The sequence below is a fragment of the Paraburkholderia sediminicola genome (genome assembly GCF_902859805.1).
Lineage (GTDB): Bacteria > Pseudomonadota > Gammaproteobacteria > Burkholderiales > Burkholderiaceae > Paraburkholderia > Paraburkholderia sediminicola.
This window is the reverse complement of sequence record NZ_CADIKC010000001.1, coordinates 1,054,149-1,067,628: the sequence shown is the minus strand read 5'-3', so window position 1 is coordinate 1,067,628 and position 13,480 is coordinate 1,054,149. Positions and strand designations below refer to the sequence as shown.

Below are 13,480 nucleotides of genomic sequence, written 5' to 3'. Positions count from 1 at the left end.
AGTCACTGGGATCGGCATCACAGCGGCCCCTGCGAAGCGATCCTCAAGGAGACAAACAGTGACCACTAGCGAAACCGCGCCGTACGCCCAACTCGCGGAGCACGCCTATCAGATTCGCCGCAACGCGCTGCGCATGGGCGAAGTACAGGGGCAGGGTTATATCGGCCAGGCGCTCGATATCGCCGATGTCCTCGCCGTCGCCTATTTCCGCGCCATGCGCTTTCGCGCCGACGACCCCGAATGGGAAGGCCGCGACCGCTTTCTGCTATCGAACGGTCACTACGCCATCGCGCTGTACGCCGCGCTGATCGAGGCCCGCATCATCGCCGACGAAGAACTGGAAACCTACGGCAGCGACGACAGCCGTCTGCCGATGTCCGGGATGGCGAGCTATACGCCCGGCATGGAGATGTCCGGCGGCTCGCTCGGACAGGGGTTGACGATCGCGGTGGGCCGCTGTCTGGGGCTGAAGCGCAAAGGCTCGGATGCCCGCGTCTACACGCTGTTCTCCGACGGCGAACTCGATGAAGGCGCGATCTGGGAAGGGCTGATGTCCGCGGCCCACTGGAAACTCGACAACCTGATCGCGATGGTCGACGTCAACAATCAGCAGGCCGACGGCCCGTCGTCGAGCGTCATGGCGTTCGAGCCGCTGGCCGACAAACTGCAGGCGTTCGGCTGGTTCGTGCAACGCGTGGACGGCAACGATCTCGCCGCCGTCGTCGCCGCGTTCGACGCGGCACACGCGCATCCGGAAGCGCAACCGCGAATCATCGTCTGCGATACGCGCATGGGGTGTGGCGTGCCGTTCCTCGAGGCGCGCGAGAAAAATCACTTTATCCGCGTCGATGCGCACGAGTGGCAGCTCGCGCTGCAGGCGCTGGAAGCCGGGAGAACCGTATGAGCGCCGCCGTACCGAAACCGCGTTTGAAAACGTCGGCGATGATCGCCTCGATTGCCGGTGAAGGGCAGATCACCCGCTCGGCCCCGTTCGGCCACGCGCTGGTCGAACTCGCGCGCAACCGGCCCGAAGTGGTCGGCATGACCGCCGATCTCGGCAAGTACACGGACCTGCATCTGTTCGCGAAGGAATACCCGCAGCGCTATTACCAGATGGGCATGGCCGAGCAACTGCTGATGGGCGCCGCGGCCGGCATGGCGCACGAAGGCGCGCAGCCGTTCGTCACCACCTACGCCGTGTTCGCCGCACGCCGTGCTTATGACTTCATCCATCAGGCGATTGCCGAGGACAACCTCGACGTCAAGATCGTCTGCGCCTTGCCGGGTCTCACGACCGGCTACGGCCCGAGCCACCAGGCGGCGGAAGACCTCGCGCTGTTCCGCGCGATGCCGAACCTCACGGTGATCGACCCATGCGACGCCATCGAAATCGAGCAGATGGTGCCGGCCATCGCCGACCATCGCGGGCCCGTCTATGCGCGGCTGTTGCGCGGCAACGTGCCGGTCGTGCTCGACGAATACGACTACCAGTTCGAACTCGGCAAAGCGAAGCTGCTGCGCGACGGCGCCGAGGTGCTGATCATCTCGTCCGGGATCATGACGATGCGTGCGCTGGAAACAGCGAAGGCGCTGGCCGCCGATCGCGTCGACGTGGGCGTGCTGCACGTGCCGACCATCAAGCCGCTCGACACCGCCACGCTGCTGCGCGAAGCGCGCCGTTCCGGCCGCCTTGTCGTGGTGGCGGAGAACCACACGGTGATCGGCGGCCTGGGCGAAGCGGTGGCGGCGGTGCTGCTGACCAATGGCGTCACGCCGCCGTTCCGCCAGATCGGCCTGCCCGATGCGTTTCTCGACGCGGGCGCGCTGCCGACCTTGCATGACCGTTACGGCATTTCCACCGAGGCGATGTGCGACACGATCAAAGGCTGGCTGCGGTAAAGGTTCATCAAGGCGGGTAAGTGCCGCACATACGCGCACTTACCGATAGCAAACAATTCAGCAAACCATAAGCTTCATATTCAGGAGATCCGCATCATGTCAGAGTCACGTCTACTCGACGGCAAGGTCGCCGTCATTTCCGGCGGCGCGTCGCCGCGCGGCATCGGTATGGCGACCGCCCGCATGTTCGCGGCGCACGGCGCACGCATCGCCATTTTCGATCTCGACGAAAATGCCGCGGTCGAAGCCGCTGCGTCGATTGGGCCCGAACATCGCGGCTATGTATGCAATGTGACCGACCGTGGCGCCTGCCAGGCCGCTGTCGAACGCACCGTCGCCGATTTTGGTTCGATCGATATCCTGATCAACAACGCAGGCATTACCCAGGCGGCCAAACTGCTCGAAATCGACCCGGAAGGTTGGGACCGTATTCTCGACGTCAATCTGCGCGGCGTGTTGTATCTGTCGCAAGCGGTTGTGCCGCAGATGAAGAAGCAGAAAAGCGGCTCGATAGGTTGTATGTCTTCGGTATCGGCACAGCGTGGCGGCGGCATTCTCGGCGGCCCGCATTACTCGGCGGCGAAGGCCGGCGTGCTGGGACTCGCCAAAGCGATGGCGCGCGAACTCGGCAACGACGGCATCCGCGTGAACTGCGTGACGCCGGGCTTGATTCAGACCGACATCAACGCGGGCAAGATCAGCGACGACAAGCGCGGCGAAATTCTCGCGGGCATTCCGCTTAATCGCCTGGGCGTACCCGACGATGTGGCCGGCGCCTTCCTGTTCCTCGCGTCGAGCCTGTCGTCGTATATCACCGGCGCGGTGATCGATGTGAACGGTGGCATGCTGATTCACGGCTGACGCCTGACGGCAGGACGGGCCGTCAGGCGGGGGGCCGGCGGCGGCGATGGGGACCACGTAGTAGAGAACAGACGATCGCGGCGAGCAACACGTGCAGCCGCCGCGGTTCAGATTCCAAAACCATAACGACGCGCGATCCAGCATTGGAGGAAGACACCATGACAACCCGTTCGAACGCCCCGCAGGGCATTAGCCGCCGCACTTTTCTGAAGGCCGGTGCGACCTTATCCGCCGCCGCGCCGTTATGGAGCATCTCGCGAAGCGCGATGGCGGCCCCCGAGTTTTCGTACAAGCTCGCCACCGGCCAGGACCCGACACATCCGGTCAATATCCGCGCGCAGGAGGCGATCAATCGCATTCGCGAAGCGACCAAGGGCCGCCTCGACATCAAACTCTTTCCACAGAATCAGCTCGGCTCCGATACCGATCTGCTGTCGCAGGTGCGCAATGGCGGCGTCGAGTTCTTCAACCAGGCGTCGTCGATTCTGGCGACGTTGACGCCCTCCGCGGGCATCGTCAATACCGGCTTCGCGTTCAAGGACTACGACGCGGTCTGGAAGGCGATGGACGGTGATCTCGGCAACTACATCCGTGCGCAGATCGGCAAGTCTGGCCTCGTCTCGGTGAGCAAGGTGTGGGACAACGGCTTCCGGCAGATCAGCTCCTCCACCAAAGCGTTGCATGCACCGGCCGATCTGAAAGGCTTCAAGATTCGCGTGCCACAAGCGCCGATGCTGACCTCGTTGTTCAAGGCGCTCGACGCCGGCCCCGCGCCGATCAATTTCAACGAACTGTATTCGGCCTTGCAAACCGGTGTGGTGGAAGGTCAGGAAAACCCGCTGCCGATCATCGCGACGGCCAAGCTCTATGAAGTGCAGAAGTACATCAGCCTCACGTCGCATGTGTGGGACGGTTACTGGATTCTCGGCAATCGCGCCGCGTGGGAGCGTCTGCCTGCAGACATCCGCGCGATCGTCACGCGTGAATTCGAAAGCGCCGCGATGCTGCAACGCGCGGATATCGCCAGACTCAGCCTCTCGCTGCGAGACGACCTGAAAAAGAAGGGCATTACTTTTATCGACGTTGACCGGGACGCTTTCCGCGGCGCGCTGGCCAAGACGAGCTTCTATCACGACTGGAAAGCCAAGTACGGCGATGAGGCGTGGGGACTGATGGAGAAGTCCGTCGGAAAACTGGGGTAATGCGATGATCTCGATCTCCTATTCGCACGAGCGGCAGCATCGGTTCGCCTGTGCGCTCGACTCCGCTCTCGGCCATCTGGTGGAGATTCCCGCTGCGTTGCTGGTGCTCGCGGAAATCGTCGTGCTGCTGGCTGGTGTGACGAGCCGTTATCTGTTGCACGCACCGCTTGTGTGGTCCGATGAACTCGCGTCGATGCTGTTCCTGTGGCTCGCCATGCTAGGCGCCGTGATCGCCTTGCGGCGCGGCGAGCATATGCGGATGACGGCGCTGGTCGGCATGGCGCCGCCAGGTGTGCGCGCCTTTCTCGACGTGGTCGCGATTGCCGCGCCGATCGCGTTCCTCGCGATGGTGATCGGTCCGGCGATCAGCTTCGCGCAGGACGAGTCGTTCATCACTACGCCGGCACTCGAATTGTCGAACTCGTGGCGCGCAGCTGCCCTGCCGGTTGGTTCGGCGCTGATGCTGCTGGTGGCCGTGGTAAGGCTCGCCCGTATGGGCAACTGGCGCCTGACGCTCGCCGCGATTGCAACGGTCGGCGCGCTGGCCGGCATCTTCATCGCACTCGGCCCGTTGCTGCGCGATCTCGGCAATATCAACCTGCTGATCTTCTTTGTCGGCCTGGTCGCGCTCGGTGTGCTGAGCGGTGTGCCGATTGCCTTCTCGTTTGGACTCGCCACCTTCGGCTACCTTGCGCTCACCACAAATACGCCGATGCCCGTGGTGGTCGGCCGGATGGACGAGGGCATGTCGCATCTGATCCTGCTTTCGGTGCCGCTCTTTGTGTTTCTCGGCCAGTTGATCGAAATGACCGGCATGGCCGCGGCGATGATCGCGTTTCTCGCGAGTTTGCTGGGTCACGTGCGCGGCGGCCTGTCCTACGTGCTGGTCGGCGCGATGTATCTGGTGTCGGGCATTTCGGGCTCGAAAGCCGCGGACATGGCGGCAGTTGCGCCCGTGTTGTTTCCCGAGATGAAAGCGCGCGGTGCGAAGCCGGGCGATCTGGTCGCGCTGCTGGCCGCGACCGGCGCGCAGACCGAGACGATTCCGCCGAGCCTCGTGCTGATTACGCTCGGTTCCGTGACCGGCGTGTCGATCTCGGCGCTCTTCACGGGCGGCATGCTGCCGGGCATCGTGCTGGCGATCACCTTGTGCATCGTGGTGCAGTGGCGTTATCGGCGCGAAGACATGTCCGGCGTCAAGCGTGCGACGGGCGTCGAGATTCTGCGCAAGTTCGTCATCGCGTTTCCTGCGATTGCGTTGCCGTTCGTGATCCGCGCCGCGGTGGTCGAAGGTATTGCGACCGCGACTGAAGTCTCGACCATCGGCATTGCGTATGCGGTGCTGGCTGGCTTGCTGATCTATCGCCGTTTCGAGTGGAAGCGGCTCAAGCCGATGCTGATCGATACCGCGACTTTGTCCGGCGCGATTTTGCTGATCATCGGCGCGGCGACGAGCATGGCCTGGGCGTTGACGCAATCGGGCTTCTCCGGGCAGCTCGCACAGACGCTCGGCGCTCTGCCTGGCGGCGCGGCGATGTTCATGGCTGCCTCCATCTGCGTGTTTGTGATTCTCGGCAGCGTGCTCGAAGGCATTCCGGCGATCGTGCTGTTCGGCCCGCTCATGTTCCCGATCGCGCGACAGATGGGCATTCACGACGTGCACTACGCGATGGTGGTGATTCTTTCAATGGGCGTGGGCCTGTTCGCACCGCCATTCGGCGTGGGCTATTACTCGGCTTGCGCGGTGAGCCGCATTCATCCCGACGAAGGCATGAAGCCGATTCTTGGCTACATCGCAGCGCTGATGGTCGGGTTGATTATCGTCGCCGCGGTGCCGTGGATTTCGACAGGTTTCCTGCATTGACCCGCTGACGTATGGGGCTGCGCGGTGCCGCCTCATACAACGTTCTTCCGCCTGATCCGATTCGATCCGTTTTGATTGCCGCCGCCCTGCGTGCCGGGGCGGCGTAGAGGAGCCTTTTGCCATGTCCACCACTGAAGCTCAGTCTGCCGCACCGATTGCTTCGCTTACGCCATCGACTTCTTTGTTGGCCGCAGCGACGCAAACGCAATCTCGTGAGCAAGCGCCCCAATTGCCGCTGGCCGACGCAATCCGCTTCCTCTCCATCGATTCAATTCTGCGCGCAGGTGAAGGCCATCAGGGCGTGCCGCTCGGCATGGCCGAAATCGCGACTGCGTTGTTCACCCGGCACCTGAAATTCAATCCCGCCGATCCAACCTGGCCCGACCGCGACCGCTTCGTGCTGTCCAACGGCCACGGATCGCTGCTGCTGTATTCGCTGCTCTATCTGACTGGCTATGCGGCGATCGGGCTTGACCAGCTCAAGACTTTCCGCGAACTGGGTTCGCATTGCGCAGGGCATCCCGAGTATGAGCCGGCGCATGGTATCGAGGCGACCACCGGTCCGCTGGGGCAGGGCATTGCCAACGCGTTCGGCATGGCCATCGCCGAAGCGTATCTCGCGGCGAATTTTGGCCGCGAGCTCGTCGATCACTACACGTATGCATTCGTCGGTGACGGCTGCCTGCAGGAGGGCATCGGTCAGGAAATGATCTCGCTGGCCGGCCATCTGCGGCTCGGCAAACTGATCCTCTGCTGGGACGATAACCAGATCACCGACGACGGCAGTACCTCACTCTCCATCAGCGAGGATGTGTGCGCGCGATTTCGCGTTGCCGGTTGGCAGGTGATCGAAGTTGACGGCCACGATCTCGAAGCGGTCAGCGCGGCGTTGACGATTGCGCGCGCCGACCCGCGGCCCTCGATGATCGCGTGCAAGACAGTTATCGGCCGCGGTATTGCGCGCTTGCAAGGACAGCGTGGCGGGCATAGCGGCAAGCTGTTCCAGGCGGATGCCGACACGGCACGTGCACAACTCGGCTGGCCGCATGCACCGTTCGACGTGCCCGCCGATGTCCTGGGCGCATGGCGCGAAGCGGGCCGGCGCAGTAGTGAGGAATACAACGCGTGGCATGCACGCCTCGCCGCGTTACCGGACGCGGAGTGCGCCGAGTTCGAACGGGTCATGGCAGGCGGCTTGCCGGAAGGCTGGCGCGACGTGCTCGACGCTTACCGCAAGCGCGCAGTGGAACGCGACGAAGCGCAGCCTGGCATCACCGTGTCCGGCGAGATCAGCGATCTGTTCGCGCCGCTGCTGCCTGAGCGCATGGTGGGTTGCGCCGACCTCGAAGCGCCCACGGGCCACAAACGCCAGTTGCACGCCTTCACCGCCGACGACCACAGCGGCGCGTACGTCCACTGCGGTGTGCGCGAGCATCTGATGGGCGCGATGGCCAACGGCATGGCTGCGCACGGCGGCATCGTCGCGACTAGCGTTACGTATCTGGCGTTCTCCGACTATCAGCGTCCGGCGATGCGCATGGCCGCGCTGATGGGCTTGCCGGTGCATTACGTGTTTAGCCACGACTCGATCGGCGTCGGCAAAAACGGGCCGACGCATCAACCGGTCGAGATACTTGCCTCGTTACGCGCGATGCCGAATATGCGCGTGCTGCGTCCCGCGGATGCGGTGGAGGCCGCTGAGTGCTGGGCGCTCGCTCTCGAACATCGGCACGGGCCGAGCACGTTGATTTTTGCAAGGCAGGCGTTGCCGTTGGTGCGCCGCGAATATAGCGCCGAGTCGTTGTCGCGTCGCGGCGCCTACGTGCTGGCAGAAGCGGAGGGCGGCACGCGTGTCGTCACATTGCTGGCCACCGGCTCCGAGGTCGCGCTGGCGTTGCAGGCGCGCCTTCAGTTACAGGAAGAGGGCATTGCGACCGCGGTGGTGTCGATGCCGTGCTGGGAAATCTTCGATGAACAGGACGCCGATTATCGCGCCGCGGTTTTGGGTCCGAACACGGTGCGCGTCGGTATCGAAGCGGCGCTGCGTTTCGGCTGGGATCGCTATCTGGGCGAGCGGGGTGGTTTCGTCGGGATGACGGGCTTCGGCGCTTCGGCTTCCGCGGAGACGTTGTACGAGCACTTCGGTATCACCGCACAGCATGTCGTGGCCGAAGCAAAGCGGCACCTGTAAATCAACAAGGACATGAACATGCATAAGATCGCCTTTCTCGACCGCACCACGCTTGCGCCGCAAATCGCGTTGCGCGAGCCGCGCTTCGATCATCAGTTGATCGAGTATGAAAACACGTCGTCTGAGCAGGTGTTGCAGCGGCTCGCCGGCGTGTCGATCGCGATCATCAACAAGGTGGCGCTGACGCAGGACATGCTCGCTCAATTGCCCGATCTGAAGCTTGTCGCCATTGCGGCGACGGGCACGGATTGTGTCGACAAAGCGGCTTGCCAGCGGCTCGGCATCGCTGTGTGCAATATTCGCGGCTATGCGATCAACACGGTGCCCGAGCACACCTTCGCATTGATACTTGCTCTGCGGCGTAATCTGATCGCGTACCGCGATGATGTGCTCGCCGGCGAGTGGCAGAAGTCCGGGCAATTCTGTTTCTTTACGCACGCGATCCACGATCTGGCGGGCGCGCGTCTCGGCATCATCGGTGAAGGCGTGCTCGGTCAGCGTGTTGCGGAAATCGGCAAAGCCTTCGGCATGCAACCGATGTTCGCCGCGCACAAGGGGCGTGACGGTCTGGGGCCGCTTTACACGCCGTGGGACGAGGTGCTCGCGACCAGCGACATCATCACCGTGCACAGTCCGCTCACACCGAACACGCGGAATATGCTGGCCATGCCCGAGTTTCGCGCGATGAAAAGAAAGCCCTTGATCATCAACACGGCGCGCGGCGGCCTCGTCGACGAAGGCGCATTTGTGCAGGCGCTTGACGAAGGTTTGATCAGCGGTGCGGGTTTCGATGTGACCGCAAGCGAACCGCCGCCTGAGGACAATCCGCTGATGCGTGCCGCCGGTCGCTCGAACGTCGTTCTGACGCCGCACGTTGCATGGGCATCTGATGAGGCGCAACAGTGTCTTGCCGATCAATTAATGGACAACATTGAAAACTTCGTCAATGGTGTGCCGACCAATCTGGTGCAAGGAGCATATTGATTGACAGCGCACGCGGCATTTCGCTGCGTGCGGATCGTCGGACAAATCGCATGCACATCAAACGCGAACAGAACTAGTTCGTTGCCGACAAAAATCTGACTGCACCGGACGAGAAAATTGCCTCTCGCCAACCGCATGGTCCATCAAATCAAGCTGTAGTCCCCCGTGGCCGCGGGTGCAGAGAATGCCCGCGTGTTTTTGACGATCGCGCCCCGAAGGGTGACCGCTCAGCACAGGTTATTTTTTCGCATTAGCATACGGGAGATGTCCCGTGCCGTTCGGTGGAGCGAATCACCGGACCATTGCCACCGGACAATCAACGTGTGCGGGTCGCGCAAATCATCCCCACATCAACCCATCGCAGACTCACGCTGCGAACTTGCCGTTTGGCATGCTCTTCGAGCCAACGGCCATCATCAATCCAATCGTCTCGATTGAACGAATCGTTGGTTAATATGAGGAATGTACGTACATCATTGATTGTTGGAGTGCTGCTCCTCGAGTTGGTGTTCGGCGCTTTTCTACTGCTACAAAAAAGCCATCGCTCGACAGTCGACCCCGACCCTGCGCCAGGCGATTCGACGGAATTGGCCGTCACTTCCCCCAGATCGGGTGACATCCATGTGACTGCGGGAAGTGTGATCGGTGCGGCGCCGCTCTCCGGCAACACGGTGACTGACCCCAGGCAGTCTGCGAACGGGACAGTGGTGACCGTATCCGGCTCGCCAGTGGACGACGCCGTGCCATTGCCGCGAGCGAACACGCGACCACGCGAATCGGTCGCCGTTCGTGGTTATGCCGAGTCGAAGACCAACCCCATGTGGCGAACCGATGGCACGCGTGACAGTCTGCGTCGGCATGGTTCGAATCCGGTCGCGGCCGCGATTACGGATGAACTGGTCAAGGAGTCTGCGAAACTCGATCCAGCTTTGCCGCCGCCGGCCCAAGTCCAGATTCAAGCCCAAGCCACTCATGACGATTCGTATCGTCCAGGCTCGAATCCGGTTGCGGCTGCGATGACTGACCAGTTGGTAAAAGAGTCCGCGAAACTCGATCCGTCATTGCCGCCACCGAATCAGTCCGACATGAAATAAGCGCTACCGGTAGAACACGTAGTCGGCGAGATAGGGCGAGCTTCCGGCTTGATGTTCCGTTGAGCACGGTGCCGTTGGCGCCAGGCCGCCGACGGTATGCAAGCGCTGCACATACCGCACCGCTGACAGTGGGCCGCTGCCAGCCGTGCTATGCGTTTCGAGCAATAGCTGGGGAATGCTCGCCCGTGTTTCGCTGGGCTGCTGTGCAAGCACGTGGCCGACGATCCGGCTGCCATCTTCTGTTTCCCAGGACGGACCTGCGCCATGCCGGACCGTAGCGTGGCCGCTCGCATCGTAGAGTGTTGCCAGCGGACTCTTGAACACCCATCCCAGCTGATGCTGCGCGTCGAATTCACACGAATAGTTCTGAACACCTGAAGCAGTGAGCGTCATCAAGCGCTCAGCTTGAGGTGGATTGATAGATGCACTTGGGGGACTTGCTGGTGGTGTGGCACACGCGGCCAGCAGGGATACGGCGATGGTTGCGAAGCTTGCTTGCGAAACTTTCCTGAGCATGGATATCCCCTTGAGTGAAACGCGGTGCATGGCAGTTGCGGTCGCTGAGTATGACCGGTGAACTGAATGGTACGGATCGTACGCGTGATCTTATATGCGACTGAAGTCTGCGTGTGCGCCTCTCGGCTAACCTGACTCTGACCAGCTGACTCCGATCACCCGCGGCTACTCGGTGTATCCTCGGCGTGCAAGACCTACCGCGCCTGTTGTTCGGACATGCCGTATGCATCGGCGCGAAAACCGACAACGCTGCTGTCCCGCACAGCAAGCGAAAAGGAGGCAAGCCAATGAACGATCGGCAACCGTACTCTTGTCTATGTTGCAGCGACTCCCCGAGCGCTGCTTTCAGCCGCCGCCGCTTTCTCACCCTGGCGGCCGAAAGCGCCGCGGCGCTCGCTCTCTTCCCTGGTCTTGCCTACGCAGACTCTGTCCCGACCATTGCTTACGAGTCGGTTCCCGATCTGCTGCATCTCCCTCGAGACGTCTATTTCGGCGAGTGTTCGGGCGTGAGCTTCAACTCGAAGGGGCATATTTTCGTGCTTTCGCGCGGCAGTTCGATTGGGCCTGCCTACGGCGCTGCCGCGGCTCAGCTTCTCGAGTTCGCACCGGACGGTCGGTTCGTCCGCGAAATTGGCCACAACCTGTATGCCTGGTCGTTCGCACATACAGTCAAGGTCGACCGGCACGACAACATCTGGGTGACGGACAAGGGTTCCGACATGGTGATCAAGTTCACGCCGGAGGGACGCGTCGCCATGGTTTTCGGTCGTAAGCAGGAGGCGGCAGACGAGGAAACGGGTCCGCTCAAGCATCCGAATCCGCCTTTGCCCGCGGAGCCGGGACGCTTCAGGCAGGTCACCGATGTCGCGTGGGACAGCGCTGACAACACCTATATCAGCGACGGATATATCAACTCCCGTGTGGCGAAAGTCGACAAGGACGGCAACTGGCTGAAATCATGGGGCGAACGTGGGACCGGCCCGGGTCAGTTTCATACGCCTCACAGTATCGCTGTCGATGCCAAAGGCCTCGTGTATGTTGCCGATCGCAGCAATCGTCGCATTCAGGTTTTCGACGGCGAGGGTAATTTCCAGCGGCAGTTCACGATCGACGTACCGGCCCCGCCCGGCGCTCAACCCGCGATCGGTAACGTTCCCGATGAAGCCACGATAGCTGCCGGCACGTTCGCACCAGGCTCTCCGTGGGCGATCTGCATTTCTCCCGGTCCGAATCAGGTGCTGTACTGTTCCGATGCGTTTCCGGGTCGCATCTACAAACTGACGCTCGAAGGAAAGCTGCTCGGCATGCTGGGTCAATCCGGCAAGCAACTGAAGCAGTTCGGCTGGATTCACCAGATGGCCTGTCCGTCCGAGAACGTGCTGTTTGTCGCCGAGTTGCTGAACTGGCGAGTCCAGAAGCTTATGCTGCGCCCGTCGTAGCCTGGTCCGCGACGCGGGAAATCCGGTTCCGCACTACGGCAATCGCCTGCTTGAGTGCATAAACGTCCTGGAAATAACGCTGCGGCATCCGGATCTGATTGGCGTTGGCATCGATGTGTTCGATCTCGTCCTGCCATTGCGCAACCTGGTCCGGCGTTGGATGGCTCGTTTTCCATATTTCGTCTTCGAGCGCCTTGATCTCGCGATACCAGACAACCAGGCGTTTTTTTATGCGTGCCTCCGCCATGCGCGGCAACGCCTGCAGCAGGCCGAGCAATAACGCCATGAAGGGGAGCAGGATCAGCAGACGTCGTTCGATAAAGCTGGCCAGCCAGAATGGCAGGTAGCGTTGCAGGAAGGGACGGCCTGTTTTGAAGTAACGCTCGCTCTCTTCGGAAACAGGGAAATCCGCGGTATTCAGATTGGGAAATACGCCAAGCGGCGTGAAGTAATCTTCGCCGCCGTGGACGGTTTTAGCTGCGTCCAGCAACAGGTAAACCAGCGCAGGGTGCAGCGTATCTTTGGCGACGAGCAGGGCGGTGGCGGCGAGCAGCGTGACGTCGGCTTGCGGCAGATCGTTGACGATGCTGGTTGCGGCGCGCGGAAAAATAACCTTGGATAGCGACGGGAATTTCTGTATCAGCGCATCGGCCTGCACGAAACTCATCAGCTTGAGATCGCTGTTCAGCAGCGTGGTCTGCATGGGCGCGTCAGGCCTGCCGATAAAGAATGCTGCATCCAGCTGACCGTTTTCGAGAGCCTGGTAGGATTTGACCGCGTCCATTTCGAGCAGCTTCGTATTGTCCCGCGTGATGCCGCTGTATCCGAGCAATACCTGCGCGACGTTCAGCAGGCCACTGCCAGGAACGCCGACTGAAACTCTCTTGCCACGCAGTTGTGCGAGCCGCGTGATGGTGGAGTCACCACGGTAGAACACCCAGATCGGTTCATAGGAGACGGCGGCGATCGTCTGCAGATGGTCGGATTCTTTCGGGCTGGTGGTACCGGACTGGATGAAGCCCACCTCGTATTCGCTGTCAGGGTCATTCAGCCGCTGATAGTTTTCACTCGAGCCCGACGAACTGCGGATATCGAGCTTGATGCCGTCACGCTTCAGGATAGGTGCATAGCGATCTGCAAAACCGCGATAGATCCCGTTGTCTGCGCCAGTTGTGATGACGATGGTGTGCCGGAAGGCGGGTTCGAGTATGACCCAAAGCCCCCAACCAAACGCAGCGATTAGCACGATCACGCCGGCGATGAGAAGCCGCCGGCGACCCGGTGTCATCGGGCGTTTTTCATTGCGATGAAGCGCTGGGTTGTGCCTGGGCATTGTTCGCCTCTCGTGCGCGGGTGGTGTCTGACAGCCAGCATGGATAATGCAGTGCCGTGCACGCCTTGTCCATATCCGCACTCGAGCTTGCGATTGC

Annotated in this window: 11 protein-coding genes; 9 read left to right on the top strand and 2 right to left on the bottom strand. The window is 61.7% G+C overall.

Translation table 11 applies throughout. The features are described from left to right. The first annotated feature begins 58 nt into the window (after positions 1-58). The 8 genes from R8871_RS04730 to R8871_RS04695 all read left to right on the top strand — a co-directional run bounded on the left by R8871_RS04730 (position 59) and on the right by R8871_RS04695 (position 10,095). On the top strand, positions 59-904 hold the full coding sequence (locus R8871_RS04730; protein ID WP_175049277.1) for a transketolase: 846 nt from the start codon (positions 59-61) through the stop codon (positions 902-904). After that, positions 901-1,899, top strand: a complete 999-nt coding sequence (locus R8871_RS04725) for a transketolase family protein (protein ID WP_175049276.1) — start codon at positions 901-903, stop codon at positions 1,897-1,899. Before R8871_RS04730 ends, R8871_RS04725 begins: the two co-directional genes overlap by 4 nt. Positions 1,900-1,995: 96 nt before the next feature. Further along, a complete protein-coding gene (locus tag R8871_RS04720) occupies positions 1,996-2,760 on the top strand; it encodes an SDR family NAD(P)-dependent oxidoreductase (RefSeq protein ID WP_175049275.1) in 765 nt (254 codons plus the stop codon). A 158-nt stretch (positions 2,761-2,918) separates the two neighbouring features. Next, positions 2,919-3,962, top strand: coding sequence for a TRAP transporter substrate-binding protein (locus R8871_RS04715; protein WP_175049274.1), 1,044 nt, complete (start codon positions 2,919-2,921; stop codon positions 3,960-3,962). Positions 3,963-3,966: 4 nt separating this feature from the next. Then, positions 3,967-5,826, top strand: a complete 1,860-nt coding sequence (locus tag R8871_RS04710) for a TRAP transporter large permease (RefSeq protein ID WP_175049273.1) — start codon at positions 3,967-3,969, stop codon at positions 5,824-5,826. 121 nt (positions 5,827-5,947) lie between these two features. Next, complete coding sequence (gene tkt, locus R8871_RS04705; RefSeq protein ID WP_175049272.1) at positions 5,948-8,017, top strand: transketolase; 2,070 nt, start codon at positions 5,948-5,950, stop codon at positions 8,015-8,017. 18 nt (positions 8,018-8,035) lie between these two features. After that, positions 8,036-9,001, top strand: coding sequence for a D-2-hydroxyacid dehydrogenase (locus tag R8871_RS04700; RefSeq protein ID WP_175049271.1), 966 nt, complete (start codon positions 8,036-8,038; stop codon positions 8,999-9,001). Positions 9,002-9,435: 434 nt separating this feature from the next. Then, complete coding sequence (locus R8871_RS04695) at positions 9,436-10,095, top strand: hypothetical protein (protein WP_175049270.1); 660 nt, start codon at positions 9,436-9,438, stop codon at positions 10,093-10,095. Positions 10,096-10,098: 3 nt separating this feature from the next. Here R8871_RS04695 and R8871_RS04690 read toward each other — a convergent pair whose 3' ends face one another. Further along, positions 10,099-10,488 (bottom strand): DUF3455 domain-containing protein, encoded by a 390-nt coding sequence (locus R8871_RS04690; protein WP_407673092.1) that lies wholly within the window; start codon positions 10,486-10,488, stop codon positions 10,099-10,101. Between the two features lie 410 nt (positions 10,489-10,898). On the opposite strand from R8871_RS04690, the gene R8871_RS04685 reads away from it, so the two are divergent. Beyond that, on the top strand, positions 10,899-12,050 hold the full coding sequence (locus R8871_RS04685; protein WP_175049268.1) for a peptidyl-alpha-hydroxyglycine alpha-amidating lyase family protein: 1,152 nt from the start codon (positions 10,899-10,901) through the stop codon (positions 12,048-12,050). Here R8871_RS04685 and R8871_RS04680 read toward each other — a convergent pair. Beyond that, positions 12,031-13,383 carry a TAXI family TRAP transporter solute-binding subunit gene (locus R8871_RS04680; protein ID WP_175049984.1) on the bottom strand — a complete coding sequence of 451 codons (1,353 nt, stop codon included), beginning with the start codon at positions 13,381-13,383 and terminating at the stop codon, positions 12,031-12,033. The two genes, R8871_RS04685 and R8871_RS04680, sit on opposite strands and share 20 nt — an antisense overlap. Positions 13,384-13,480: the final 97 nt, after the last annotated feature.

What these genes read in the sequence shown, in the direction of transcription:
- R8871_RS04680 (WP_175049984.1), bottom strand. Translation starts at nt 13,383, where the DNA reads ATGCCCAGGCACAACCCAGCGCTTCATCGCAATGAAAAACGCCCGATG.
- R8871_RS04710 (WP_175049273.1), top strand. Translation starts at nt 3,967, where the DNA reads ATGATCTCGATCTCCTATTCGCACGAGCGGCAGCATCGGTTCGCCTGT.
- R8871_RS04720 (WP_175049275.1), top strand. Translation starts at nt 1,996, where the DNA reads ATGTCAGAGTCACGTCTACTCGACGGCAAGGTCGCCGTCATTTCCGGC.
- R8871_RS04715 (WP_175049274.1), top strand. Translation starts at nt 2,919, where the DNA reads ATGACAACCCGTTCGAACGCCCCGCAGGGCATTAGCCGCCGCACTTTT.
- R8871_RS04690 (WP_407673092.1), bottom strand. Translation starts at nt 10,488, where the DNA reads ATGACGCTCACTGCTTCAGGTGTTCAGAACTATTCGTGTGAATTCGAC.
- R8871_RS04700 (WP_175049271.1), top strand. Translation starts at nt 8,036, where the DNA reads ATGCATAAGATCGCCTTTCTCGACCGCACCACGCTTGCGCCGCAAATC.
- R8871_RS04725 (WP_175049276.1), top strand. Translation starts at nt 901, where the DNA reads ATGAGCGCCGCCGTACCGAAACCGCGTTTGAAAACGTCGGCGATGATC.
- R8871_RS04685 (WP_175049268.1), top strand. Translation starts at nt 10,899, where the DNA reads ATGAACGATCGGCAACCGTACTCTTGTCTATGTTGCAGCGACTCCCCG.
- tkt (WP_175049272.1), top strand. Translation starts at nt 5,948, where the DNA reads ATGTCCACCACTGAAGCTCAGTCTGCCGCACCGATTGCTTCGCTTACG.